The 25,157-nt window shown below is 72.1% G+C and carries 23 protein-coding genes; 18 read left to right on the top strand and 5 right to left on the bottom strand.

Annotated features, from left to right (window positions below; translation table 11 throughout):
• Positions 1-122 precede the first annotated feature (122 nt).
• The 12 genes from DK427_RS15055 to DK427_RS14995 all read left to right on the top strand — a co-directional run bounded on the left by DK427_RS15055 (position 123) and on the right by DK427_RS14995 (position 12,797).
• Positions 123-1,232: an NAD-dependent epimerase/dehydratase family protein gene (locus tag DK427_RS15055; protein ID WP_109954183.1), complete on the top strand. Its 1,110-nt coding sequence runs from the start codon at positions 123-125 to the stop codon at positions 1,230-1,232.
• Positions 1,229-2,323: an NAD-dependent epimerase/dehydratase family protein gene (locus tag DK427_RS15050; RefSeq protein ID WP_109951974.1), complete on the top strand. Its 1,095-nt coding sequence runs from the start codon at positions 1,229-1,231 to the stop codon at positions 2,321-2,323. Before DK427_RS15055 ends, DK427_RS15050 begins: the two co-directional genes overlap by 4 nt.
• Positions 2,320-3,615, top strand: coding sequence for a TIGR04295 family B12-binding domain-containing radical SAM protein (locus DK427_RS15045; protein ID WP_109951973.1), 1,296 nt, complete (start codon positions 2,320-2,322; stop codon positions 3,613-3,615). Before DK427_RS15050 ends, DK427_RS15045 begins: the two co-directional genes overlap by 4 nt.
• Positions 3,606-4,793 carry a glycosyltransferase gene (locus DK427_RS15040; RefSeq protein ID WP_109951972.1) on the top strand — a complete coding sequence of 396 codons (1,188 nt, stop codon included), beginning with the start codon at positions 3,606-3,608 and terminating at the stop codon, positions 4,791-4,793. The genes DK427_RS15045 and DK427_RS15040 overlap by 10 nt, the downstream gene beginning before the upstream one ends.
• Entirely contained in the window at positions 4,790-5,920 is a 1,131-nt protein-coding gene (locus DK427_RS15035; protein WP_109951971.1) for a CgeB family protein, read from the top strand. The genes DK427_RS15040 and DK427_RS15035 overlap by 4 nt, the downstream gene beginning before the upstream one ends.
• Positions 5,917-7,032: a CgeB family protein gene (locus tag DK427_RS15030; RefSeq protein ID WP_109951970.1), complete on the top strand. Its 1,116-nt coding sequence runs from the start codon at positions 5,917-5,919 to the stop codon at positions 7,030-7,032. The genes DK427_RS15035 and DK427_RS15030 overlap by 4 nt, the downstream gene beginning before the upstream one ends.
• Positions 7,029-8,129, top strand: coding sequence for a CgeB family protein (locus tag DK427_RS15025; RefSeq protein WP_109951969.1), 1,101 nt, complete (start codon positions 7,029-7,031; stop codon positions 8,127-8,129). Before DK427_RS15030 ends, DK427_RS15025 begins: the two co-directional genes overlap by 4 nt.
• Before the next feature lie 11 nt (positions 8,130-8,140).
• Positions 8,141-9,154, top strand: coding sequence for a UDP-glucuronic acid decarboxylase family protein (locus DK427_RS15020; protein ID WP_109951968.1), 1,014 nt, complete (start codon positions 8,141-8,143; stop codon positions 9,152-9,154).
• 5 nt (positions 9,155-9,159) lie between these two features.
• Positions 9,160-10,242: an inositol-3-phosphate synthase gene (locus DK427_RS15015; protein WP_109954182.1), complete on the top strand. Its 1,083-nt coding sequence runs from the start codon at positions 9,160-9,162 to the stop codon at positions 10,240-10,242.
• A gap of 280 nt (positions 10,243-10,522) precedes the next feature.
• On the top strand, positions 10,523-11,125 hold the full coding sequence (locus DK427_RS15005) for a histidine phosphatase family protein (RefSeq protein WP_109951966.1): 603 nt from the start codon (positions 10,523-10,525) through the stop codon (positions 11,123-11,125).
• On the top strand, positions 11,122-11,907 hold the full coding sequence (locus DK427_RS15000) for a TIGR04290 family methyltransferase (protein WP_109951965.1): 786 nt from the start codon (positions 11,122-11,124) through the stop codon (positions 11,905-11,907). Before DK427_RS15005 ends, DK427_RS15000 begins: the two co-directional genes overlap by 4 nt.
• Positions 11,904-12,797: a glycoside hydrolase 5 family protein gene (locus DK427_RS14995; RefSeq protein WP_109951964.1), complete on the top strand. Its 894-nt coding sequence runs from the start codon at positions 11,904-11,906 to the stop codon at positions 12,795-12,797. The genes DK427_RS15000 and DK427_RS14995 overlap by 4 nt, the downstream gene beginning before the upstream one ends.
• A gap of 31 nt (positions 12,798-12,828) precedes the next feature.
• On the opposite strand, the gene dapE is transcribed toward DK427_RS14995, so the two are convergent.
• Positions 12,829-13,986 carry a succinyl-diaminopimelate desuccinylase gene (gene dapE, locus DK427_RS14990; RefSeq protein WP_109951963.1) on the bottom strand — a complete coding sequence of 386 codons (1,158 nt, stop codon included), beginning with the start codon at positions 13,984-13,986 and terminating at the stop codon, positions 12,829-12,831.
• A 130-nt stretch (positions 13,987-14,116) separates the two neighbouring features.
• On the opposite strand from dapE, the gene DK427_RS14985 reads away from it, so the two are divergent.
• Positions 14,117-14,542, top strand: coding sequence for a PilZ domain-containing protein (locus DK427_RS14985; protein WP_109951962.1), 426 nt, complete (start codon positions 14,117-14,119; stop codon positions 14,540-14,542).
• On the opposite strand, the gene DK427_RS14980 is transcribed toward DK427_RS14985, so the two are convergent.
• Positions 14,493-16,811 (bottom strand): amylo-alpha-1,6-glucosidase, encoded by a 2,319-nt coding sequence (locus DK427_RS14980; RefSeq protein ID WP_109951961.1) that lies wholly within the window; start codon positions 16,809-16,811, stop codon positions 14,493-14,495. The two genes, DK427_RS14985 and DK427_RS14980, sit on opposite strands and share 50 nt — an antisense overlap.
• Before the next feature lie 170 nt (positions 16,812-16,981).
• Positions 16,982-18,115, bottom strand: coding sequence for a glycosyltransferase family 4 protein (locus tag DK427_RS14975; RefSeq protein WP_109951960.1), 1,134 nt, complete (start codon positions 18,113-18,115; stop codon positions 16,982-16,984).
• A gap of 380 nt (positions 18,116-18,495) precedes the next feature.
• Here DK427_RS14975 and rpmI point away from each other — a divergent pair, with 380 nt between their 5' ends.
• From rpmI to DK427_RS14950, 5 genes are all read left to right on the top strand, one after another.
• On the top strand, positions 18,496-18,699 hold the full coding sequence (gene rpmI, locus DK427_RS14970) for a 50S ribosomal protein L35 (protein WP_056244427.1): 204 nt from the start codon (positions 18,496-18,498) through the stop codon (positions 18,697-18,699).
• A 51-nt stretch (positions 18,700-18,750) separates the two neighbouring features.
• Complete coding sequence (rplT, locus tag DK427_RS14965) at positions 18,751-19,122, top strand: 50S ribosomal protein L20 (RefSeq protein WP_066926412.1); 372 nt, start codon at positions 18,751-18,753, stop codon at positions 19,120-19,122.
• Between the two features lie 158 nt (positions 19,123-19,280).
• Positions 19,281-20,369 carry a phenylalanine--tRNA ligase subunit alpha gene (gene pheS / locus DK427_RS14960; protein ID WP_109951959.1) on the top strand — a complete coding sequence of 363 codons (1,089 nt, stop codon included), beginning with the start codon at positions 19,281-19,283 and terminating at the stop codon, positions 20,367-20,369.
• A gap of 78 nt (positions 20,370-20,447) precedes the next feature.
• The gene (gene pheT / locus DK427_RS14955) at positions 20,448-22,868 is read left to right on the top strand and encodes a phenylalanine--tRNA ligase subunit beta (protein ID WP_109951958.1); all 2,421 of its coding nucleotides are present in this window, start codon (positions 20,448-20,450) and stop codon (positions 22,866-22,868) included.
• A gap of 2 nt (positions 22,869-22,870) precedes the next feature.
• The gene (locus tag DK427_RS14950; protein ID WP_109951957.1) at positions 22,871-23,716 is read left to right on the top strand and encodes a DUF1186 domain-containing protein; all 846 of its coding nucleotides are present in this window, start codon (positions 22,871-22,873) and stop codon (positions 23,714-23,716) included.
• Positions 23,717-23,719: 3 nt separating this feature from the next.
• On the opposite strand, the gene DK427_RS14945 is transcribed toward DK427_RS14950, so the two are convergent.
• Both DK427_RS14945 and infC read right to left on the bottom strand, forming a co-directional pair.
• Entirely contained in the window at positions 23,720-24,496 is a 777-nt protein-coding gene (locus tag DK427_RS14945) for a HesA/MoeB/ThiF family protein (protein ID WP_109951956.1), read from the bottom strand.
• An 87-nt stretch (positions 24,497-24,583) separates the two neighbouring features.
• The gene (gene infC, locus DK427_RS14940; RefSeq protein WP_216858843.1) at positions 24,584-25,105 is read right to left on the bottom strand and encodes a translation initiation factor IF-3; all 522 of its coding nucleotides are present in this window, start codon (positions 25,103-25,105) and stop codon (positions 24,584-24,586) included.
• Between the last annotated feature and the right edge of the window lie 52 nt (positions 25,106-25,157).

Genomic DNA, 25,157 nt, shown 5'->3' with positions numbered 1-25,157 from the left:
TAGCTTCGCGAAGGTCGTATTATTCGGACAATGATCCTGGCTTACTTATGTTAAGTCAGAATGTTTGCCTGGATATTGTCGTCGTCGAGGCGACCTTGCACGATGGGGAGCGGCTGGAGCGCGTGGCAGATCTTGTCCTGATCACAGGGGGAGCCGGCTTCATCGGCCGCCATCTCGCGACCGCCCTGCTTCGGCGCGGCTACCGGGTTCGGGTCTTGGACAGCCTGATCGAGCAGGTGCACGGCAGCGGCTCCGGCACCGTGCTTCCCCCCGAGGTCGAGTTCGTCGCGGGCGACGTGCGCGACGCGGAGGCGGTCGCCCGCGCCCTCGAGGGCGCCGACCACGTTGTCCACCTCGCCGCCGAGGTCGGGGTCGGGCAGAGCATGTACGCGGTCGAGCGCTACGTCTCGGTCAACGATTGCGGCACGGCGCAGCTCTTCCAGGGACTGATCGAGCGGCCGGTGCGGCGGGTCGTCGTCGCCTCCTCGATGAGCGTCTACGGCGAGGGGCTGTACCGTACGGAGGACGGCCGGACCGTCGAGGACGCCGTCCGAAAACCCCGCCGACCCGGCGAGCCCTGGGACCCGCTCGACGGCGAGGGCCGGCCGATGCGCCCCGTGCCGACGCCGGAGAGCAAACGCCCCGCCCTCGCCTCGGTCTACGCACTGACCAAGTACATGCAGGAGCGCCTGACGCTCACCCTCGCGCCGGCCTACGGCATGGAGGGCGTGGCGCTGCGGCTCTGGAACGCCTACGGGCCGGGCCAGGCGCTCTCGAACCCCTATACGGGCGTGCTGGCGATCTTCGCCGCGCGCATCCACAACGGCCAGCGCCCGATGGTCTTCGAGGACGGGGCGCAACGGCGCGACTTCGTCCATGTCGAGGACGTGGCCCAGGCCTTCGTGCTGGCACTCGAACATCCGGCCGCGGCCGGTCAGGTCTACAATGTCGGCAGCGGGCAGGACCGCAGCGTCACCGAGGTGGCCGAACTGCTGGCCGCCGCGATGGGCCGCGAGGATCTCGGGCCCGAGATCACCGGTCAGGCCCGGCTCGGCGACATCCGTCACTGCATCGCCGACATCTCCCGCATCCGGGACGAGCTCGGCTACGCGCCGTGCCGGGACTTCGCCGAGGGGCTCACCGAACTCGCCGCCTGGGTCGCCGAGCAGCAGGCGATCGACCGCGTCGCCGAGGCGCGGCGCGAGCTGGAGATGCGGGGGCTGGTGGCGTGAGTGCGGGGGCGGCAAACCCGGGCGGCGACCGCCCGGTCCTGATCACCGGCGGGGCCGGCTTCGTCGGCGCCAACCTCGCCGACCGGCTGGCCGGCGAGGGCCGCCCGGTCATCGTCTACGACGCGCTGGCGCGGGCGGGCGTCGAGGCGAACCTCGCTTGGCTGAAGGCGCGCCATCCGGACCGGATCACCGCGATCGTCGCCGACATCCGCGACGCGGGCGAGCTCGCCCGCGCGGTGCGCGAGGCGGGCGCCTGCTTCCACTTCGCCGCCCAGGTCGCGGTGACGACGAGCCTCGCCGACCCGCGCGCCGACATGGAGGTCAATATCGGTGGCACGCTGAACCTCCTGGAGGCCGTGCGGGCGCTCTCCCGCCCGGTGCCCGTGCTCTTCGCCTCGACCAACAAGGTCTACGGCGCCCTGCCGGACATCGCCCTGCGGGAGGAGGGCGACCGCTACCTGCCGGAGGACGAATCCGTGCGCGCGCGCGGCGTCGGCGAGGACCGGCCGCTCGACTTCTACACCCCCTACGGCTGCTCCAAGGGCGCGGCCGACCAGTACGTGCTCGACTACGCCCGCTCCTACCGCGTCCCGGCGGCGGTGCTGCGGATGAGCTGCATCTACGGCCCGCGCCAGATGGGCACCGAGGACCAGGGCTGGGTCGCCCACTTCCTGATCCGGGCTCTCGAAGGCCGGCCGGTCACGATCTACGGCGACGGGCGCCAGATCCGCGACGTGCTGCACGTGCGGGACGCGGTGAACGCCTACTGCGCCGCGCTCCGGCGGATCGACGCGGTGGCCGGCCGGGCGTTCAACCTCGGCGGCGGGCCGGCCAACGCGGTGAGCCTGCTGGCCTTCCTCGACCATGTCGAGCGCCTGACCGGGCGCCCGGTCGCGCGGGCCTTCCGCGACTGGCGCCCCGGCGACCAGCGCTACTACGTCTCCGACACCACGCGCCTGCGGGCGGCTCTCGACCTGCCCGCTCCCACGCCCTGGCGCGAGGGCGTGGCCGACCTCTACGGCTGGCTCCGCGAGACGCGACCCGCCACGCCGGCTCCGGCCAAGGTGGATTTCGCGGGGGCGGCCGAATGAGAGTCGCCCTCGTCAACCCGCCCTGGGACTACCGCAACAGCATCTATTTCGGCTGCCGCGAGCCCCATCTGCCGCTCGAACTCGGCTACGGCGCGGCGCTCCTGGCGTCCGCCGGGCACGACACGCTGACCGTCGACGCGCATCTCGAAGGGCTCTCCGCCGAGGAGGCCGCCCGGCGGGTCGCGGCCTTCGGCCCCGGCATGACGGTGGTGGCGACCGCGCCGACCTACCTGTTCTGGCGCTGCGCCCCGCCGGAGCTGCGCGTGCCCCGCGCCTTCCTGGACGCCCTCGGCACGGCGGGCGGGCGCACGGTGGCGGTCGGGCCGCACGGCTCGGCGACGCCGCGCCCGGCGCTGGAGAAGCTCGGCTGCGACGCCGTGGTGCGCGGCGAGTGCGAGGAGATCCTGCCGCTGCTGGCCGGCACGGACGACCTCGCCCGGGTACCCGCCCTCGCCTATCGGCGGGCCGACGGCACGTCTGCGGTGACCGGCGGCCCGCACGCGAGCCGCTTCACCGACCTGCCGGCGCTCCGCTGGCCCGATGCCTGGATCGCCCGCCACCGGCACCACCACCACCGCTTCGACGGAGAGCCGGACGGGCCGGGCGCCGAGGTCGAGGCCTCGCGCGGCTGCCCCTACACCTGCAGCTTCTGCGCGAAGATCGATTTCCGCGACGCGTATCGCAGGCGCGACCTCGGGATCCTGCTCGACGAGATCGACGGGTTGATCGCCCAGGGCGTGACCTATCTCTACTTCGTCGACGAGATCTTCCTGCCGCAGGCGCCCCTCCTCGACGCGCTCGCCGCCCGCGACATCCGCTTCGGCATCCAGACACGGATCGACCTCTGGAAGCCCGACATGCTGGACCGGCTGGGCGCGGCGGGCTGCGTCTCGATCGAGGCCGGCGTGGAGAGCCTGACGGAGAAGGGCCGCGCGGCGCTGGACAAGCGCTGCCGCGCCTCGACCGACGACCTCGCCGAGCGCCTGATCCGGGCGCGCAAGACCGTGCCCTTCGTGCAGGCGAACCTGATCGCGGTGGCGGGCGACGATCCCGGGATGGTGGCCGCGTGGCGCGAGCGCCTGCGCGCCCAGGGCGTCTGGGCGAACGATCCCGTGCCGCTCTACCCCTATCCGAGCTCCCCCGACTACCGCCGCCTCTGGGGCGAGCCCGACGACGAGGCCTGGGAGCGGGCGCACGCCCATTATCTCGGCCAGTTCGAGCGTTTCAGCGACATCCAGGAGGAGCGCCCCCTGCCCTTGCGCGAGCTGGAGGCGGCCTGCGGATGCCGGTAAACGCCCGCCACGCCCGCCCCCACATCCTGATGAGCGCCGACGCGCTCGGCGGCGTCTGGCCCTACAGCATGGACCTCGCGGGCGCGCTGACGCAGCGCGGGCTCGCCGTCACCGTCGCGGTGCTGGGGCCCGTGCCCGAGCCGGAGCGCGCCGCCGCGGCCGCGGCCGCCACCGGCGCCCGGATCCTCCCGACCGGTCTGCCCCTCGACTGGACGGCCGGGCGGCCGGAGGAGGTCCGCGGGGCCGCCGCCGCCCTCGCCCGGCTCGCGCGCGAGCTCGGCGCCGACCTCGTCCACCTGCACGCCCCGGCGCTCGCGCTCGCCGGCTTCCCCGTGCCGGTGGTGGCGGTCTGCCATTCCTGTGTCGCGACGTGGTGGGAGGCCTGCGGTGCCGGACCGATGCCCGCCGACCTCTCCTGGCGGGCGCATCTCGCTGCCGAGGGCTGCCGCGCCGCCGACGCGCTGCTCGCCCCCACCGAGGCCTTCGCGGCAGCGACTGCCCGCGCCTACGGCCTCGCCCGCGCGCCCCGCGTGGTGCGCAACGGGCGCGACCGACCGGATGCCGTGCCGCAGGGAGGGCCGGCCGGCCACGCCTTCACCGCCGGCCGGCTCTGGGACGGGGCCAAGAACGCCGCCACGCTCGACCGAATGGCCGCCCGGCTCCCCTGCCCGGTCCTTGCCGCCGGCCCTGTCGAGGGGCCGAACGGCGAGCGGATCGATCCCGCCCATCTGCGCCTGCTCGGACGGCTGGACGAGGCCGGCATCGACGCGCAGCTCGCCGTGCGGCCGGTGTTCGTCTCGCTCGCCCGCTACGAGCCCTTCGGCCTCGCGGTGCTGGAGGCGGCGTGCGCGTCTTGCGCCCTCGTCCTCTCCGACATCCCGAGCTTTCGCGAACTCTGGGACGGCGCCGCGCTCTTCGTGGAGGCGGAGGACGATGCCGCCGCGGCCGCGGCCGTCGCGGACCTGATGGCCGACCCCGCCCGCCGCGCCGCTTTGTGCGAGGCCGCCTGCGCGCGCGCCGCCCGCTACGGCGTCGCCGCGATGGCGGACGGCGTGCTGGCGGTGTTCCGCGATTTGCTGGCTTCCGCTGACCACGACGCCCTTCCTGCGCCCTCTGCAGGGGAAGGTAGAGCGCGGATGGGTGTGGTGCGGATCCTCGAACGCGGGGGCGCCGCATGAGGATCGCCTACTTCACCCACTCGCTCGAATCCTGCTGGAACCACGGCAACGCCCATTTCCTGCGCGGCGTCCTGCGCGAGCTGATCGCCCTCGGCCACGCGGTCGAGGCCTACGAGCCCGAGGGCGCCTGGAGCTTGGCGAACCTCCTGGCCGATCATGGCCCGGCGGGCCTCGACGCCTACCGGGCGGCCTATCCGGACCTCGCCTCCGCCCGCTACGGCGCCGTCGAACCCGTGGTCGCGCGCGCGGCCGAGGCCGACCTCGTCATCGTCCACGAGTGGAACGAGCCGGCCCTCGTCGCCGCTCTCGGCCGGGCGCGGGCGGCGGGCGCCCGCTTCACGCTGCTGTTCCACGACACCCATCACCGTGCGGTGAGCGCTCCGCACGAGATGCGCCGCTTCGATCTCTCGGGCTACGACGGCGTGCTGGCCTTCGGCGAGACCCTGGCGGAGGTCTATCGCGGCCAGGGCTGGGGGGCCCGCGCCTTCGTCTGGCACGAGGCCGCCGACACCCGGCTGTTCCGCCCACCCGCCGGGGAGAGTGCGCGGGAAGGCCGGCAGGACGGCCTCGTCTGGATCGGCAACTGGGGCGACGGCGAGCGCACAGAGGAACTCGACGCCTTCCTGTTCGGCCCCGCGCGCGAGGCCGGCCTAGCCCTCGACGTCTACGGCGTGCGCTACCCCGAGACCGCGCTGGCGACGCTCCGCGCCCGCGGTGCCCGCTACCACGGCTGGGCCCCGAACGCCGCCGCCCCCGGGATCTTCGCCCGGCATCTGGCGACCGTGCACGTGCCGCGCCGCTTCTACGTCGAGCACCTGCCCGGCATCCCGACGATCCGGGTCTTCGAGGCGCTGGCCTGCGGCATCCCGCTGGCCTCGGCCCCCTGGAGCGACGCCGAGGGGCTGTTCACGCCCGGCGCCGACTACCTCGTGGCCCGCGACCGTTCCGAGATGACGCGCCACCTGCGGGACCTGCGGGCGGACGCGGACCTGCGCGCGGCGCTCGCCGCCCGCGGCCTCGCCACGATCCGGGCCCGCCACACCTGCCGCCACCGGGCCGAGGAACTGCTCGCCCTCGTGGACGGCCTGCGCGCCCCCGCCCCCCGATCCCTGGAGGCCACCGCGTGAGAATCGCCTTCTACGGCTCCAGCCTGCTCTCGGCCTACTGGAACGGCGCGGCGACCTACTACCGCGGCATCCTCTCGGCCCTGGCGGGCCACGGCCACCGCATCACCTTCTACGAGCCCGACGCCTTCGACCGGCAGAGCCACCGCGACATCGACCCGCCGGACTACGCCGAGGTCGTGGTCTACCCGGCGACCGGGGAGGGCTTGGCGCGGGTGGTCGCCGCGGCGGCGGCGGCCGACGTGGTGGTCAAGGCGAGCGGCGTCGGCGTGTTCGACGACGAGCTGCTCGACGGGATCCTGGCGGCCGCGAACCCGGGCGCGCTGCGCATCTTCTGGGACGTCGACGCCCCGGCGACGCTCGCCGAGATGCGCGCCGATCCGGGCCACGTCCTGCACCGGGCCCTGTCCCAGCTCGACCGGGTGCTGACCTACGGCGGCGGTCCCCCGGTGATCGCCGCCTACGAGGGCTTCGGCGCGCGCGCGTGCATTCCGGTCTACAACGCCCTCGACCCGGCGACGCATCATCCGGTCCCGCCCGATCCCCGTTTCGCGGCCGACCTCGCCTTCCTCGGCAACCGCCTGCCCGATCGCGAGGCGCGGGTGGAGCGCTTCTTCCTGGTCGCCGCCGCACGATTGCCAGAGCGCGCCTTCCTGCTCGGCGGCAGCGGCTGGGAGACGCGCGGCCTGCCCCCGAACGTCCGCCACGTCGGCCATGTCGGCACGCGCGACCACAACGCCTTCAACACCAGCCCGCGCGCGGTGCTCAACATCGCCCGCGACAGCATGGCGGCGGTGGGCTTCTCGCCCGCCACCCGGGTCTTCGAGGCGGCGGGCGCGGGCGCCTGCCTGATCACCGACGCCTGGGAGGGGCTCGACCTCTTCCTGAAGCCGGACGCCGAGGTGCTTGTCGCCCGCGACGGCCGGGACGTCGCCGACCACGTCGCGGCGCTGACGCCCGAGCGCGCCCGCGCCATCGGCGAGGCCGCCCGTGCCCGCGTTCTCGACCGGCACACCTACGCGCTGCGCGGCGTGGAGGTGGACCGGATCCTGCGCGAGGCGGCGGCCGAGAAGGCGGAGCGCGGCGTCCTCGTCCTTGAGCGGAGCACCGCATGAGGCTCGTCGTCCTGGGCCTCAGCCTCACCTCCTCCTGGGGCAACGGCCACTCCACCACCTACCGTGCCCTCCTGAAGGCCTTCGCGGCGCGCGGCCACGAGGTGCTGTTCCTGGAGCGCGACGTGCCCTGGTACGCCGCCCACCGCGACTTGGCCGAACCGGATTTCTGCCGGCTCGAACTCTACGCCGACCTCGACGCCCTCGGGCGCTACCGCGCGGCGATCGTGGCGGCCGATGCGGTCATCGTCGGCTCCTACGTGCCGGACGGGATCGCGGTGGGAGACCGGGTGCTCGCCTGGGCGCGAGGCGCCCGCGCCTTCTACGACATCGACACGCCGGTGACGCTGGCAGCCCTCGAGGCCGGCACCTGCGCCTATCTCGACCCTCGGCAGATCGCGCTCTACGACCTCTACCTCTCCTTCACGGGCGGCCCAACCCTGGCGCGGCTGGAGCGGGACTACGGCTCGCCCGCCGCCCGCGCGCTCTACTGCTCGGTCGATCCGGAGGCCTATCCGGCGCTCGGCGGGGCCGCGCGCTACGATCTCAGCTATCTCGGCACCTACAGCCCCGACCGGCAGCCGGCGCTGGAGCGCCTGCTGCTCGAGCCGGCGCTCCGCGCGCCGGACCTCCGCTTCGCGGTGGCCGGCCCGCAATACCCGGCCGACCTCGTCTGGCCCGACAACGTCGCGCGCATCGAGCACCTCGCACCCGGCGACCACCCGGCCTTCTACGCGGCGAGCCGCTACACCCTGAACGTCACCCGCGCCGACATGGTGCGGGCCGGCTGGAGCCCGAGCGTGCGCCTGTTCGAGGCCGCCGCCTGCGGGACGCCGCTGATCAGCGACCGCTGGGACGGCCTCGCCGACGTGCTGGAGCCGGGCCACGAGATCCTGACGCCGGACGGCCCCGAGGCCGTCCTGGAGATCCTGCGGGCGCGGCCGGAGGCGGAGCGGACCGCCCAGGCCGATGCCGCCCGCGCCCGCGTGCTCGCCCGCCACAGCGCCGCCTGCCGGGCGCGGGAGCTCGAAGACCACCTGGAAGCGTGCCGCGCACGGCCGCGCGGCCGCACGGCCGATCTCGCATTCGTCCCCGGTTGAGGAGCGTGAACATGCACGAACGGTATGGCGCGGAGGCGGGCGGGCACGTGCTGGTGGCGGGCGGTGCCGGCTTCATTGGCTCGCACCTGATCGACGCGCTGCTCTCGGAGGGCGCGCGGGTGACCTGCCTCGACAGCTTCCGCACGGGGCGGCGCCAGAACCTCGCCCATCTCGCCCGCGAGCCGCGCCTCGACCTGATCGAGGCGGACGTCACCGGGCTGCTGCCGCCCCTGCCGCGGGTGGGACAGGTCTTCAACCTCGCCTGCGCGGCCTCGCCGCCGCACTACCAGGCCGACCCGCTCCACACGATGATGACGAGCGTGATGGGCACGAGCCGCCTCTTGGAGCACGCCCGCGTCTGCGGCGCGCGCTTCCTGCAGGCCTCGACCTCGGAAGTCTACGGCGATCCCGAGCGGCACCCGCAGGAGGAATCCTACTGGGGCAACGTCAACCCGACGGGCCCGCGCGCCTGCTACGACGAGGGCAAGCGCGCCGCCGAGACCCTGACCTTCGACTACGCCCGCTGCCACGGCCTCGACGTGCGGGTGGCCCGCATCTTCAACACCTACGGACCGCGCATGCGGGCCGACGACGGGCGCGTGGTCTCGAACGTGATCTGCCAGGCGCTCGCGGGCGACGACATCACCGTCTACGGCGACGGGCGGCAGACCCGCTCCTTCTGCTACGTCAGCGACCTCGTGGACGGGCTGATGCGGCTGATGGCGCGGGCCGAGACGCCGGACGGCCCGGTCAACCTCGGCAATCCCCGCGAGATGACGGTGGCCGAGCTGGTCGACCTGGTGCTGCGCATGACCGGCTCGCCCTCCGCGATCGTGCGCCGGCCCCTGCCGGTGGACGACCCCCAGCGCCGCCGCCCGGACATCGGCCGCGCCGAGCGCCTGCTGGGCTGGGCGCCGCGGGTCGCGCTGGAGCAGGGGCTGGAGGCCACGATCGCTTGGTTCGCCCGTGAGGTCGCGCCCCGCGAGCGGGCCCGGCCCGAGCCGCTCGCCGCGGCGGCCGTGTGAGCATCATGGCACGCGCGCCCATACGGGTCGGGATCGTCGGGGTCGGCAACTGCGCCTCCGCCCTAGTGCAGGGTCTGCGGCACTACCGCGATGCCGGGCCGGGGGACGACGTGCCGGGGCTGATGAGCCCGGATCTTGGCGGCTACCGGGTCGGCGACATCGCGGTGGTCGCGGCCTTCGACGTCTCGGCCCGCAAGGTCGGGCGCGACCTCGCCGCGGCGATCCTGGCCGAGCCGAACAACACCCACCGCTTCTGCGAGGTCCCCGAGACCGGCGTCACCGTGCGGCGCGGGCCGACCTTCGACGGGATCGGCCGCTACCTCGAAGGGATCGTGCCGGAGGCGCCCGAGCCCCCGGTCGATGTCGCCGAGGAACTCCGGCGCACCGGCACCGAGGTGCTGGTCTCCTACCTGCCGGTGGGCTCGCAGGCGGCGACCGAGCACTACGCGGAGGCGGCGCTGGCTGCCGGCTGCGCCTTCGTCAACTGCATCCCGGTCTTCATCGCCTCCCATCCCGAATGGGCGGCCCGCTTCCGTGCGGCGGGACTGCCGATCGTCGGCGACGACATCAAGAGCCAGGTCGGCGCCACCATCGTGCACCGGGTTCTGGCCAACCTGCTCCGCGAGCGCGGCGTGCGGCTCGACCGGACCTACCAGCTCAATTTCGGCGGCAACGCCGACTTCCTGAACATGCTGGAGCGCGAGCGGCTCGAATCGAAGAAGCTCTCGAAGACCCGCGCGGTGACGAGCCAGCTCGGCGCCCCGATGCCGGCCGAGAACATCCATGTGGGCCCGAGCGACCACGTGCCCTGGCTCGCCGACCGGAAATGGGCGCAGATCCGGCTGGAGGGCTCGGGCTTCGGCGGCGTGCCGCTGAACATCGAGCTGAAGCTGGAGGTCTGGGACTCGCCGAACTCGGCCGGCGTCGTCATCGACGCCGTGCGCTGCGCCCGCCTCGCCCTCGACCGAGGCGTCGGCGGGCCGCTGGTGGGCCCATCGAGCTACTTCATGAAGGCGCCGCCCGAGCAGTTCACCGACGCCGAGGCGCGGGCGCGGACGCTGCGCTTCGCCGCCGGGCAGGAGGGGTGATGAGAGCGGGCCCATCGACTGCCGCCCGCGTGATCCTCCCTCCCCCCTCTGCGGGGGAGGGTGGCCCCTGCGTCAGCAGGGGTCGGGTGAGGGGTGCGACGGGGCAGAATGGAGCTTTGGCCTTCACGCCTGCTCCGCCCTCTTCGGAAGCCGGGTTCCCCTCTCCCCCCCTGCTTCGCAGGGTACCCTCCCCCGCAGAGGGGGGAGGGAAAGCGCGTGGCCTTCATCGGGGGGAGAGCCCGACCGATGAGCGCTGCCGCCGCACCGCCCGGACCGCCGCATGAGGCAGATCTTCCTTCTCCGGCACGGCAGCCACGACCGGCTCGACCGGATCCTGTGCGGCCGCATGCCCGGCGTCCGCCTCAGCGCGACCGGCCTCGCCGAGGCCCGGACCGCCGCGCGCCTGATCACCGCCCGCCTCGACGGGGCGGATCGCCCCCGCCTCCTCGCGAGCCCGCTGGAGCGCGCCCAGGAGACGGCCGCGGCCGTTGCGGAGGCGCTGGGGCTCGGGGTCGAGACCGAGGAGGCCCTGCACGAGGTCGATGTCGGCGCCTGGACCGGCCGCCCGCTGGCCGAGCTGCACGGCGAACCCGGCTGGGGGCACTGGAACGCCGCCCGCGGCAGCGCCCGCCCGCCCGAGGGCGAGAGCGCCGCCGAGATCGCCGCCCGGATGGGCGCCCTGCTCGACCGCTTCCGCCATGATGGGCCGCCCGTGATCCTGGTGAGCCATGCCGAGCCGATCCGGATCGCCGGGCTCGCGCTGCTCGGACTCGGGCTCGACGCCTACGACAGCCTCGCCCTGTCGCCGGCTGGACTCTGCGAATTCGCGCTCTGGCCCGGCGGCGGCCGGCTCGTCGCCTGGAACGAACGGAGCCCCGCATGAGCGCAGTCGCCTCGGGCCCGCAGGACGACCGATCCGCCCTCGCCCGCGAGATAGCGGCGCTCGCGCCCTGGTTCCACAACATCGCGATCGACGGCGTCGCGACCGCGCCCGACCACTTCCTCGGCGACTACCCGGCGGTGAAGTGGGCCCGCTTCGCGCACGCGATCCCGCAGGACCTCACCGGCCGCAGCGTGCTCGACATCGGCTGCAACGGCGGCTTCTACAGCCTGGAGATGAAGCGGCGCGGCGCCGCCCGCGTGCTCGGGCTCGATTCCGACGAGCATTACCTCGCGCAAGGCCGCTTCGCCGCCGCGCGCCTCGGGCTCGACGTCGAGTTCCGTATCCTCTCCGTCTACGATGTCGGGGCGCTGGCCGAGCGCTTCGACGTGGTGCTGTTCATGGGGGTGCTCTACCACCTGCGCCACCCGCTGCTGGCCCTCGACCTGATCCGCGAGCACGTCGCGGCCGACCTCTTCGTGTTCCAGTCGATGCTGCGCGGCTCGCCCGCGGTCGAGCCGCTGGCGGAGGATTACGACTTCTGGGAGATGGACCAGTTCGAGCGGCCCGGTTACCCGCGGCTGCACTTCGTCGAGCGCGAATACGCGCACGACTGGACGAACTGGTGGATCCCCAACCGCGCCGGCATCGAGGCGATGCTGCGGGCCTCAGGGTTCCGCATCGAGAGCCGGCCCGAGGCCGAGGTCTATATCTGCCGCAGCGCCCCGCTCCCCTACGCACCGGGGGCGGTCTATCCGGCACGCGCTGCCGAGGGGGGCCGATGATCGAAGCCGTGATGCTCTGGAACGAGCCCAACAACAAGTCGCACTGGGACCCGGAGCTCGACCCCGACTGGATGCTCTTCGCCGAGATGGTGAAGGGGGCGGCCCGCGCGATCCGCGCGGTCAACCCGACCCTGCCGCGGGTGCTCGGCGGCATCTCGCCGATCGATCCGGTCTTCATCCGCAACATGGCGTCCCGCGGCGTGCTGGAGCACCTGGAGGCGGTCGCGGTCCACGGCTTCCCGCTCGACTGGAACCTCTGGCAGATCCACGAATGGCCCGCGCGGATCGCCGAGATCCGGGCGGTAACCGCGCTCCCCGTCTGGGTCTCGGAGGTCGGCGTGTCGAGCTTCGGTGCCGAGGAGGTCCAGGCCTGGGGCTGCGCCCGCACGGCGGAGCTGCTGAAGGGCCAGGCCCCGCGCATCCACTGGTACAGCCTCTACGACCTGCCGCGGGAATGGGAGGCCACCACCCGCCACAAGGAGGCCGAGGGCTCCTCCTACTACCGGCACTTCCACATGGGCCTGCTGCGCCAGGACGGCACGCCGAAGCTGGCGCTGGAGGAATTCGCCCGGCACACGCCCGATCTCGGCCTGTGCCAGTGGTTTCACTTCGAGGACCACCGCCTCGACGCGGCGGTCGACTGGATGAAGCGCCTCGGCGTGACGCACCTGCGCACCGGGCTCTCCTGGGCCGACAGCTTCCGGCCGAACGCGCTCGACTGGTTCGACCGCCAGATGGCGGCCCTGCGCGACTTCTCCGTGACGCTGACCTTCTGCTTCACGCCCGAGCACCGGGGCATCAGCCCGCACCACACCAGCCCGCCGCTCGACCCGGCCGAGTACGCCGCCTTCTGCGCCGAGATGGTGCGACGCTACGCGCCGGCGGGCTGAGCCCTCCCGGGCGGGCCCGGCGGCTGGCCGGTCAGCGCGCGAAATAGGCTGCGAGCACCCGGCGGTAGATCGCGGTGAGCCGCTCCAAGTCGGCCACCGCCACGCACTCGTCGACCTGGTGCATGGTCTCGCCGACGAGGCCGAACTCGATGACCGGGCAGGCATCCTTGATGAAGCGGGCGTCCGAGGTGCCCCCCGTGGTCGAGAGCGCCGGGCGCCGGCCGGTCTCGGCCAGGATCGCGTCGGAGACGAGGTCCACGAAGGCGTCGGGCCGAGTCAGGAAGGCCGGTGAGTTCGAGGGCAGCAGGTCGAGGCTGTAGCGGACCGCGTTGCCGGCCGCCCGCTCCAGGCGCGCCCGGATCTCGGCGCCGAGCGTCTCGGCCGTCCACCTGTCGTTGAAGCGGATGTTGAAGGTGGCCCGCGCCTCGGCCGGGATCACGTTGGTGGCCGGGTTGCCGACGTCGAGCGTGGTGAATTCGAGGTTCGAGGCGTCGAAATGCGCCGTGCCCCCGTCGAGCGGCTCGGCCAGCAGCGCGGCGGCGAGGCGCAGCATCCCGGGGATCGGGTTCTCGGCCCGGTGCGGGTAGGCGACGTGGCCCTGGCGCCCGTGCACGGTGACCCTGCCGGTGAGCGAGCCGCGCCGGCCGATCTTGATCATGTCGCCGAGCGCCGACGGGTTCGTGGGCTCGCCCAGCACGCAGTGATCGAAGCGCTCGCCGCGCGCTCGCGCCCAGTCGAGGAGCTTCACGGTGCCGTTGACCGCCGGCCCCTCCTCGTCGCCCGTGATCAGGACGGCGATCGAGCCCGCGGGCGCGCCGTGCTCGCGCAGATGGGCCAGCGTCGCGGCGAGCCAGCAGGCGATGCCGCCCTTCATGTCGGCGGCGCCGCGCCCGTAGAGCATCCCGTCCGCCACCGCGCCGCCGAACGGGTCGTGCCGCCAGGAGCCCGCGTCGCCCGGCGGCACGACATCGGTGTGCCCGGCGAAGACGAGGCAGGGGGCCTCGGTGCCGAGGCGGGCGTAGAGGTTCTGGATGTCCGGGGTGCCCGGCTCCGAGAAGACCGGCCGCTCCACCGCGAAGCCCGCCTCCCCGAGCACGCGGGCGAGGAGAGCGAGGGCGCCGCCCTCCTCCGGGGTCACCGAGGGGCAGCGGATCAGGGCCTGGGCGAGGGCGAGGGCGTCGGAGGGCATCGGATCTTCCCGCAGGTGGTCCGCCCCTTTAGGAGAGACGGGCCCGGCGGCGCCAGCCGGGACGCGGGACGGCGCGGCCTTTCGGACCGATACGGGCGAGTTTCGACGATCGGTGCAAGCCGAGCTTTACATGCGGCGTGCTGTGTGGAGCCCAGCGTTCCGCACGGGGCCGGAGCGCCGCCGCCGACCCGCCCCCGACGTGCCGTCCATGAGTTCCGCCGAGACCGGAGACGCGCGCGATCCCGCCGGCCAGGGCCGCCGCGGCGCCCCGCGCGTCCCGGCGTTGATCCCGGCCTCGGCCCTGCTGCCGGACGGCACCGTGCAGGTCTGCGTGATCCGCGACATCTCGACGGGCGGCGCGCGGCTGTCGATCGCCCGCCGCCACTCGCTCGCCGAGACGTTCCGGCTGCAGGTCGCCCGGTTCGAGCACCCCTTCCGGGTGCGGCGGGTCTGGCAGCACGGCGACTTCGCCGGCGTGATGCTGGAGGTCGGCCAGGGCGCCGACCTCACTTCACCATCGCCACCTGCGCGTCGCCCGTCCGGCGCAGCACGCTGACGGTCACGTCGTTCTCGTGCCGCTGCAGGCGCAGGTCGAGGCGGCTCGCCCCGAGCTTCAGGTTGAAGATCGAGATCCCGTCGAGGAAGGGCGGCAGGATCGGGTTGCGGAAGCGCACGCGGTTGCGCCCGTGGTCGAGCTCCATCCCGAGGCAGGCGGCCAGGAACGCGAAGGGCGCGGCCGCCGCCCAGGCCTGCGGGCTGCAGGCCACCGGGTAGGAGACCGGACCGCGCTGGCGGCGGCGCATGAAGCCGCAGAACAGCTCCGGCAGGCGCTTGGCATCCTGGTAGAGCGAGGTCTCGAACATGCCCTGGAAGATGCGCGCCGCCTCCGGCTTCAGGTCGTAGCGGGCGAGCCCCATCGCGATCATCGCGTTGTCGTGCGGCCAGATCGAGCCGTTGTGGTAGGACATCGGGTTGTAGCGCGCCTCGCCGCGGGCGATCGTGCGCACGCCCCAGCCGTTGAAGCCGTCCTTTGAGAGCAGGTTCTCGGCGACCCGCGCCGCGCGCTCCGGGAGCGCGATGCCGGTGAAGAGCGCGTGGCCGGCATTCGACGAGCGCACCGCGCATTGCCGCTTCTCGCCGTCCAGCGCCAGCGCGTAGGTGCCGATCTCCTCGTTCCAGAACGCCGCGTCGAACTTTTCGCGCAAGGAGCGCGCCTCTTCCGTCAGCGTCTGGGCCAAGTCGTCGTGGCCCAGCATCGCGGCCAGCTTCGCCATGCCGTTCTTGGCGGCGTAGACGTAGCCCTGCACCTCGCAGAGCGCGATCGGGCCCTTGGCCAGATGCCCATCCGTGTGGAAGATCGAGTCGTGGCTGTCCTTCCAGCCCTGGTTCTCAAGGCCCTTGTCGGTGTCGCGGGCGTACTCGACGAAGCCGTCGCCGTCCCGGTCGCCGTAGGTGTTCATCCAGGCGAGGGCGAGTTCGAGCGCCGGCCAGACCTTCGCGATGGTCTCGCGGTCGCCGGTGACCGAATAATACTCCCAGGCCAGCATCACGAAGAGCGGCGTGCCGTCGATCGTGCCGTAATAGTGCCGGAACGGCACCTCGCCGAGCATCGCCATCTCGCCGCGCCGCGTCTCGTGCAGCACCTTGCCGGGCTGGGCGTCGGCGGCGGGGTCGACAGCCTTGGCCTGCGTTGCCGCGAGGTATCCGAGCACGCCCTTGGCGAAGTTCGGGTCGATCCACAGCGCCATCATCGCCGTGATGATGCCGTCGCGCCCGAACACCGTGGAGTACCAGGGGATGCCCGCGAAGGGGTAGATGCCCTCCGGGGTGCGGCTCGCCAGCATGTAGAGGTCGGCGGTCGCCCGGCAGGCGCCCTCGTTGAACTGGTCGTTCGAGGAGATGATCGTGGTGATGCCCGCCGTCAGCGCCCGCTGGTCGCGCCGCGTGTCCCGGTAGGCGCGGGCGAAGATCGTGCCCTCGGAGAGGCCCTTCGGCGGCTTGGCGTGGCTGCTGCCGGCCGCCAGCGACAGCTTGGCGGCGGCGTCCTCGCCGACCTGATCGGCCGCGGGCGCGCTGGTGAAGGCCTTGTGCGCCTCGAACACCACGCGCACGAAGAGCGAGCAGCGCCCGCCCGGCGGCAGCGACACCTCGAACACGGCGCGGCCCGGCTCCAGGCTCTTCGGCTCCGGGCCGAAATGCAGGGAGGTGGTGCGCACGATCTCGTCGAGGCCGACGTAGCGGAACTGTACCTCCGTGCCGCTCGCCACCTGCACGGCGCGCTTGCCGCGCTTTTGCCGGTCGGTGCCGCGCACCTCGAACAGGTCGCGGTAATCGGCGTCGAACGCCACCGCGATCTTCAGGGTGCGGTGGCGCGAATCGTAGGAGCGCAGGCCGATCCGGTCGTAGCAGGCGCCGCGGAACAGGAACTTGGTGCGCTCGATCGCGATCACCTCCCGGGGGATCGTGATCTCGTCCTGCCCGTCGAGGCGGATGTCGGGCGTCGTCATGTCGACGCTGAGCGCGCCGTTGTCGTCCTGCATCACCGAGGACAGCATCAGCGGGCGCTGGTCCTCGATCGTCAGCTCCAGACGCGACAGGTAGCGGGTGTCCTGGAAGTACACGCCCTCGGGGCCGGGCTGCATGCCGATATCGCCGTAGGCGTCGAGCACCGCGAAGGATTCGCCGAACTTGAGGGAGCGGAGCGGCCGCTCCGTCAGCGAGGTCTGCGCCTCGATGTGGTAGGGCGGCAGCACCTCGTCCGCGTCCTGGAAGCCGCGCAGGGCCGCCTGCGTCACCGCCTGCACCTTCGTCACGCTCTCCGCCATGCGCTCAGCTCTCCGGTTCGGGCCTGTGTCGAGGATGCGAATCGACAGGGCCGCCGCATCGGGCGATGCGGCGGCCCTTGTGACCGTCTGAGTTAGGCGGTTCCGCGGCATCGGCCAGGGCGAATCGCACCCCGGCCGACGTCTTTGCGAGACCCGTGCCGTGCCGGTCTTCAGACCGGCATGGCGGCGACCGAGAGGCCGGGGCGCGCGGTGCCGTTCAGCTCGCCCAGGTTCGGCGTGAAGGCGGCGGCCTTCGGCATCCGGATCACCTCGCCCTGGCGGGCGATCAGCTGCTCGTAGGCGGCCACGTACTTCTTCACCATGCACTCGGCCGTGAAGGCGGTCTCGAAGTGCTGGCGCACGCCCGCCCGGCTCATGGTCTTGACCTTTGCGACCGCGGCGACCGCGTCGTCCATCGAGTCGCAGAGCACGCCGCCGACGCCGTCCTTGATCACCTCGGGCACCGAGCCGTTGCGGAAGGCGATCACCGGCGTGCCGGCCGACATCGCCTCAATCATCACCAGGCCGAAGGGCTCCGGCCAGTCGATCGGGAAGGCGAGCGCCAGCGCGTTGCCGAGGAAGTCCTTCTTCTGCTCCTCGTTGATCTCGCCGATATACTCCACCAGCGGGTGGTGGATCATCGGCTCGATCACCTCGTCCCAGTAATCCTGGTCGGCCTTGTCGACCTTGGCGGCGATCTTCAGCGGCGTGCCGGAGCGGATCGCCATCTCGATCGCGCGGTCGGGGCGCTTCTCGGGCGAGATGCGGCCGAGGAAGGCGAGGTAGCCGCCCTTCGACTCGGGGTAGTACGGGCAGTTCTCCTTCGGCAGGCCGTGATGGATCGTCGAGATCCAGTTCACGTCCGGCGGCATCGGCAGGCGCTGGTTGTCGGAGATCGAGACCAGGGGCATGCCCGTGAAGGTGCGGTAGACCGGCATGAAGTCCGGCACGTCGAGGCGGCCGTGCATCGTGGTGACGCACTTGTGGTTCAGGTCCTCGAACATCGGGTACTGAAGCAGGTCGATGTGGAAGTGCAGGATGTCGAACTCGTGCGCCCGGCGATGGACCTGATGCAGCATCGCGAGGTGGCTCGCGGTGTGGTCGCGGTAGCCGAGCAGGCGCAGGCCCTCCGGCGTGCACGCGGCGAGCTTGGCGCTCGTCTGCGAATCGCCGCTGGCGAACAGCGTGACGTCATGGCCCTGGCGGACCAGCTCCTCGGTGATCCAGCTGACGACGCGCTCGGTGCCGCCGTAGAACTTCGGGGGCACAGCCTCCGAGAGCGGAGCGATCTGGGCAATGCGCACGAAAGTGTCTCCTGTGAAGGCCGGAATGCTGCGGGGATCTAACCCGGTCGGGCCTGAGTGGGACATGAACAGAACGGACGGCCAAGGTTTATGGTTCCGCACCGCCGCGCCCGTCACGGACGTTTTGTGCGCCGCGCAACGCCCTCCCCGCTTTCCCCACAGCGCGGGGCGCCCTACCCTCCCGAGCTTGGCCGCAGGCACCTCGAAGGCGGACCGACCGCGCGCCCATTGATGCGGCGTCTCGTTTCTGTCATAAGCCGCCCCGCGTCGAACCGCCCGGCCGTAGGGCTGCCGTGGCGGCTCGTGCTGCTCCACCAGAAGCAACTTCGCGCACACCTCCCCGGACACCGGACGGAGGGCATTGCGCATCGGAGAGCCAAATGCCCAAGCTGAAGACCAAGTCGGGCGCCAAGAAGCGCTTCAAGATCACCGGCACCGGCAAGGTGATGTACGCCCAGGCCGGCAAGCGCCACGGGATGATCAAGCGGACCACGAAGCAGATCCGCAACCTGCGCGGCACCACGACCCTGTTCGAGGGCGATGCCGCCAACGTGAAGAAGTACTTCCTGCCCAACCAGCGGTAAGTCCTTCACCACCCGAGCGATCTGTCTTTTTCGTAATCCAGGAGATATCCCATGGCCCGCGTCAAGCGCGGCGTGACGAGTCACGCGAAGCACAAGAAGGTTCTGAAGGCCGCCAAGGGCTATTACGGCCGCCGCAAGAATACGATCCGCATCGCCAAGCAGGCGGTCGAGAAGGGCATGCAGTATGCCTACCGCGACCGCAAGAACAAGAAGCGCACCTTCCGCGCCCTCTGGATCCAGCGCCTCAACGCCGCGGTCCGCGAGCACGGCCTGACCTACTCGCGCTTCATCGACGGCCTGGCCAAATCCGGCATCGTCGTCGACCGCAAGGCGCTCTCGGAGCTCGCCATCCACGAGCCGGCGAGCTTCGCCGTCGTCGTCGAGAAGGCCAAGGCCGCCCTGCCGGCCGCCAAGGCCGCCTGAGCGACCCGCATCACGGATGCAGCGAAGGCGCGGCGCTCCCCGGGAGCGCCGCGCCTTTTCCTTTTGCGAAGCCAGCCCTCGGGCGTTTGCGCGCTTGCGCGATCTCCGGCAAACGCGCACACGCCCCGGCAACAGCGAACCGGCAGACCAGCGGAACCATGGCGACGACCGACCTCGACACGCTCGAACGCGATCTCCTGTCCCAGGTCGAGGCGGCCTCCGACGAGGCCGCCCTGGAGACCGTGCGCGTCGCCGCACTCGGCAAGAAGGGCAGCGTCTCGGAACTCTTGAAGACGCTCGGCGCGATGACGCCCGACGAGCGCAAGGCGCGCGGCCCCCTGATTAACGGCTTGCGCGACCGGGTGCAGGGTGCGCTCGCCGGCCGCCGCGAGGCTCTGGCCGAGGCGGCGCTCGAAGCCCGGCTCGCCGCCGAGCGGATCGACGTCACCCTGCCCCTGCGCGAGGCGCCCGACGCCCGCGGGCGCATCCACCCGATCTCCCAGGTGATGGAGGAGATCACCGCGATCTTCGCCGATATGGGCTTCTCGGTCGCGGAAGGTCCCGACATCGAGACGGACGAACTGAACTTCACGGCACTGAACTTCCCGCCCGGCCACCCGGCCCGCGAGATGCACGACACCTTCTTCCTCGCGCCCGACGCGCAGGGAAAGCGCAAGGTGCTGCGCACCCACACCTCGCCGGTGCAGATCCGCACGATGCGGTCGAAAGCGCCGCCGATCCGCGTGATCATCCCGGGCCGGACCTACCGGCACGATTCGGACCAGACCCACACGCCGATGTTCCACCAGTGCGAGGGGCTGGTGATCGACAAGGCCGCCAACATCGCCAACCTCAAATGGGTGCTGGAGGAGTTCTGCCGCGCCTTCTTCGAGGTCGAGGCGGTGAAGATGCGCTTCCGCCCCTCGTTCTTCCCCTTCACCGAGCCCTCGGCGGAGGTCGATATCCAGTGTTCGCGCAAGGGCGGCGAGATCCGCTTCGGCGAGGGCACCGACTGGCTGGAGATCCTCGGCTGCGGCATGGTCCACCCGAACGTGCTGCGCAATTGCGGGCTCGATCCGGACGAGGTCCAGGGCTTCGCCTTCGGCGTCGGCCTCGACCGCATCGCCATGCTGAAATACGGCATGCCGGACCTGCGCCCCTTCTTTGAGGCGGACGTGCGCTGGCTAGACCATTACGGCTTCCGCCCGCTCGACGTGCCGAGCCTGGTCGCTGGCCTCACTGCCTGATCCCGTCGGCGGCTTAGGCCGCCGCCCGCGCATCCTGCCCGGCGCGCCCGCGCGGCGCTTGGCCGAGGGACCACCCCGATGAAGTTCACCCTCTCCTGGCTCAAGGACCACCTCGACACCGGCGCCTCGCTCGATGAGATCGCCGAGACGCTGACCCGCATCGGCCTGGAGGTCGAGGGGATCGAGGACAAGGCCGCCGCGCTGAAGCCCTACGTGGTGGCGAAGGTGCTGACCGCCGAGCAGCACCCGAACGCCGACCGGCTCCGCGTCTGCACGGTCGATGCCGGCGACGGTCAGCCGCTGCAGGTGGTCTGCGGCGCGCCGAACGCGCGGGCCGGCATGATCTCGGTCTTCGCGCCCCCCGGCACCTACGTGCCGGGCAAGAACATCACCCTGTCGGTCGGCACGATCCGCGGCGTCGAGAGCCGCGGCATGCTCTGCTCTGGCGCTGAGCTCGGCCTCGGCGACGACCATGACGGCATCCTCGACCTTCCCGACGATGCCCCGGTCGGCCAACCCTACGCGCTCTATGCCGGGCTCGACGACCCGGTCATCGAGATCAACCTGACGCCCAACCGCCCGGATTGCACGGCCGTGTCGGGCATCGCCCGCGACCTCGCGGCGGCCGGCCTCGGCACCCTGAAGCGGGCGCCCGAGCCGCCGGTGCGCGGCCAGGGTCCCTGCCCGGTCGCGGTGACGCTCGATCTGCACGAGCAGCACCGCGACCTCGCCCCGCTCTTCGCGCTCCGCCTCGTGCGCGGGGTGAGGAACGGGCCCTCGCCCGAGTGGATGCAGGCGCGGCTGCGCGCGATCGGGCTCCGGCCGATCAACGCGCTCGTCGATATCACCAACTACATGACCTTCGACCGCGGCCGGCCGCTGCACGTCTTCGACGCCGCCAAGGTGAAGGGCGGCCTGACCGTCCGCCTCGCCCGCGCGGACGAGACCCTGAAGGCGCTGGACGGGCGCGAGCACCGGCTCGGCCCCGAGACCGTGGTGATCACCGACGAGGCCGGCGTCGAATCGATCGCCGGCATCATCGGCGGCGAGGCCTCGGGCTGCGACGAGAGCACGACCGACGTGCTCGTCGAATCGGCCCTGTGGAACCCGCAGAACATCGCCCAGACCGGCCGCCGCCTCGGCGTTGTGACGGATGCGCGCTACCGCTTCGAGCGCGGCGTCGATCCGGCCTCCACGCTGCCGGGCCTCGACCACGCCACGCGGCTGGTGCTCGAGATCTGCGGCGGCACGCCGACCGAGGCGACGGTCGCGGGGGCACTCCCCGAGACCGAGCGGGTCATCGACTTCCCCTGGACCGAGGTGCGCCGGCTCGCCGGGATCGACCTGCCGCGGGTCGAGATGAAGGTGATCCTCGAAGCCCTCGGCTTCCACGTGGCGGGCTCGGGCGACCGGGTGAAGGTGCTCACCCCCTCCTGGCGGCCCGACATCGAGGGCAAGGCCGACCTCGTCGAGGAGGTGATCCGCATCGCCGGCCTCGACCGGATCGAGGCCAAGCCCTTGCCGCGCGCGGAGAGCGTCTCGAAGCCCGTCCTCACCCCGATCCAGAAGCGCACCCGGCTTGCCCGGCGGGCGCTGGCCGGCCGCGGCCTGATGGAGGCGGTGACGTGGTCGTTCATCCCGCACGCGGACGCCGAGCTGTTCGGCGGCGGCGGGGCCGACCTCGTGCTGGCAAACCCCATCGCCTCCGAACTCTCCGACATGCGCCCGAGCCTGGTGCCGGGCCTGCTCCGCGCCGCGCAGCGCAACGCCGACCGCGGCTACCCGGACGCGGCCCTGTTCGAGGTCGGCCAGTGCTTCGCGAGCGACGCGCCCGAGGGTCAGAGCATCCGGGCGACCGCGGTGCGCCGCGGCACGGCGGGCTTCACCGGTGCCGGCCGGAACTGGGACGGCGCGGCGCCCGCCGTCGATGCCTTCCAGGCCAAGGCCGACGCGCTGGCGCTGCTCTCCGCCCTCGGGGTCCCGACCGGCGGGCTGCAGGTGGTGGCCGGCGGCCCGGCCTGGCTGCATCCCGGCCGCTCCGGCACGCTCCAGTTCGGGCCGAAGAACCAAGTCGGCTTCTTCGGCGAGATTCACCCGCGGGTGATGAGGGCGCTCGACCTCAAGGGCACGCTGGTGGCCTTCGAGATCGACCTCGGCGCCCTGCCGCTGCCGAAGCAGCGGGCCACCAAGACGAAGCCGGTGCTGGCGCTCTCCGACCTCCAGCCGCTCGCGCGCGACTTCGCCTTCGTGGTCGGCCGCGACGTCCCGGCCGGCGAGATCGTGCGCGCCGCGCAAGGGGCCGAGCGCAAGCTCGTGGTGGGGGTCGACGTGTTCGACCTCTACGAGGGCGCGGGCGTGCCCGAGGGCCAGAAGTCGGTGGCGGTCGCCGTGCGGCTGCAGCCGACCGAGCGCACGCTGACCGACGCCGAAATCGAGGCGGTGAGCCAGAAGATCGTGGCCGAGGTCGCGCGCAAGACCGGCGCGACCCTGCGGGGCTGAGCATGGACGACGCCATCCTGATCGCTGAACTCTCGGCCGCGACGCATCTGCCGAAGGTCGCCCTCCGGAAGGCGCTGGAGCGGCCGGAGGTGGTCGCGCCCGAGACGCTGCGTCTCCTTGAGGTCGCCGCCACGGGCGCCGATCTCGAGGAGGGCGAGGCCAATCTCCTGTTCTGGGGCTTGCACGTGCTGGCGCACGCCCGCGACACCCGGGCGCTCGCACCGCTGCTGCGCCTGCTCCGCCAGGACGAGGACACCCTCGACGCGTATCTGGGTGACGCCGTCACCTCGACCCTGGCGAAGGTAGTGGCGAGCCTTTTCGACGGGGATCCGGAGCCGATCTTCGCGCTGATCCGCGACAGCACGGTCGACGACGCCGTCCGGCAGGCCCTGTTCTCGGCCTGCGTCACCCTCTGCCACACCGGCCGGATCGACCGGGATGCCGTGCAGGCTCTCCTCGTCCGCTTCGACGACGCCAAGGCCGCGGTCGAGGAGGGCATCGCCTGGATCGGCTGGGAGGAGACGATCGCGCTCCTCGGCTTCCGTGACCTCGCGCCCCGGGCCGAGGCGGCGCGGAGCGACGGACGCATCACGGACGAGTTCAGCGATGCGGGCTGGTTCAAGGAAGCTTTGCGCAAGGCGGTGAACCGGCCCGACGACCTGCGCCGCTTCGATGCCTGGAGCTACGGCACGCTGGACGATCCGCTGGCCGACCTCGCCTGGACCGAGGAGGGCGCGGGGCTGCCGCAGCAGAACCCCTACCGGGATATCGGCCGCAACGATCCCTGCCCCTGCGGCAGCGGCCAGAAGTTCAAGAAGTGCTGCCTCGGCAAGGTCGCAACGGTCTGAGGCTCACCCACCCGTCCCGCTGAGCGGGTTCGCGGCGTCCCAGCCGTAGGACAGCGTCTCGAAACGCATCGCGCGCGCATCCACCATCAGGAGGCGGCCGACCAGGGGCTCGCCGAAACCGGTGACCGCGCGGACCACCTCCATGGCCATGAGCGAGCCCATCACGCCCGCGAGCGCCCCGAGCACGCCGGCCTCGGCGCAGGGCGGAATCGAGCCCGCCGGCGGTGGCTCCGGGAACAGGCAGCGATAGGTCGGGTTCGGGTGTCCCGCCGCACCCGTCTCGTGCGCCCGGATCGTGGTGAGCGAGCCGTCGAAGCGTCCGAGCGCGGCGGTGACCAGCGGGCGCCGGGCGTGGAAGCAGGCGTCCGAGACGGCGTAGCGGGTGGCGAAGTTGTCCGAGCCGTCCGCCACCAGATCGTACTGCGCGATCAGGTCCACCGCGTTCTCGGGCGTGATCCGGTGCGGATGGGCGACCACGGCGACGTGCGGGTTGAGGCGCGCGACCGCGTCGCCCGCGCTCTCCACCTTCGGGCGACCGATATCGGGCGTTCCGTGGATCACCTGCCGCTGCAAATTCGAGAGCGAGACGGTGTCGTCGTCCACGATGCCGATCGTGCCGATGCCGGCGGCGGCGAGATACTGGATCAGCGGTGCTCCGAGCCCTCCCGCCCCGATCACCAGCACGCGGGCGGCCTTCAGCCGGTTCTGGCCGGGGCCGCCCACCTCGGCGAGCACGAGGTGGCGGGCGTAGCGTTCGATCTCTTCGGGGGCGAGGGCCATGAGGGGCAGATAAGCCGGCTGCTGCCCAAACGAAAGCGCCGTCCCGGTCGGGGACGGCGCGAACGCGATCGAACTGCCGAGGCGCCTCTAGCGCGGCGCCAGGATCATGATCATCTGCCGGCCTTCGAGCATCGGCTCGCTCTCGACCTTGGCGATCTCGGCGGTCTCGTGCTTCACGCGCTCGAGGAGGCGCAGGCCGAGATCCTGGTGAGCCATCTCGCGGCCGCGGAAGCGCAGGGTCACCTTGACCTTGTCGCCCTCCTCGAAGAACCGCTGCACCGACTTCATCTTGACGTCGTAGTCGTGCTTGTCGATGCCGGGACGGAGCTTGATCTCCTTGACCTCGACCGTCTTCTGCCGCTTGCGCGCCTCGTTCTGCTTCTTCTGCTCGTTGAAGCGGAAGCGGCCGTAATCGAGGAGCTTGCAGACGGGCGGCGCGGAGTTCGGCGCGATCTCCACGAGATCGAGGCCCGCCTCCTCGGCCATCTGAAGGGCGTCGAAGAACGGGACGACGCCGCGGTTCTGGCCTTCCGCGTCGATGAGCTGCACGTCGCGGACGCCGCGAATGTCCCGGTTGGCGCGCGGCCCGTCCTTCTGCGGGGCCGGCATGGCTCTCATAGGTCTACGAATGGCTGCTATCTCCTGCTGCAACGACGAAGAG

It is taken from the genome of Methylobacterium radiodurans, from assembly GCF_003173735.1.
Lineage (GTDB): Bacteria > Pseudomonadota > Alphaproteobacteria > Rhizobiales > Beijerinckiaceae > Methylobacterium > Methylobacterium radiodurans.
This window is presented reverse-complemented; position numbering and strand designations above follow the sequence as displayed.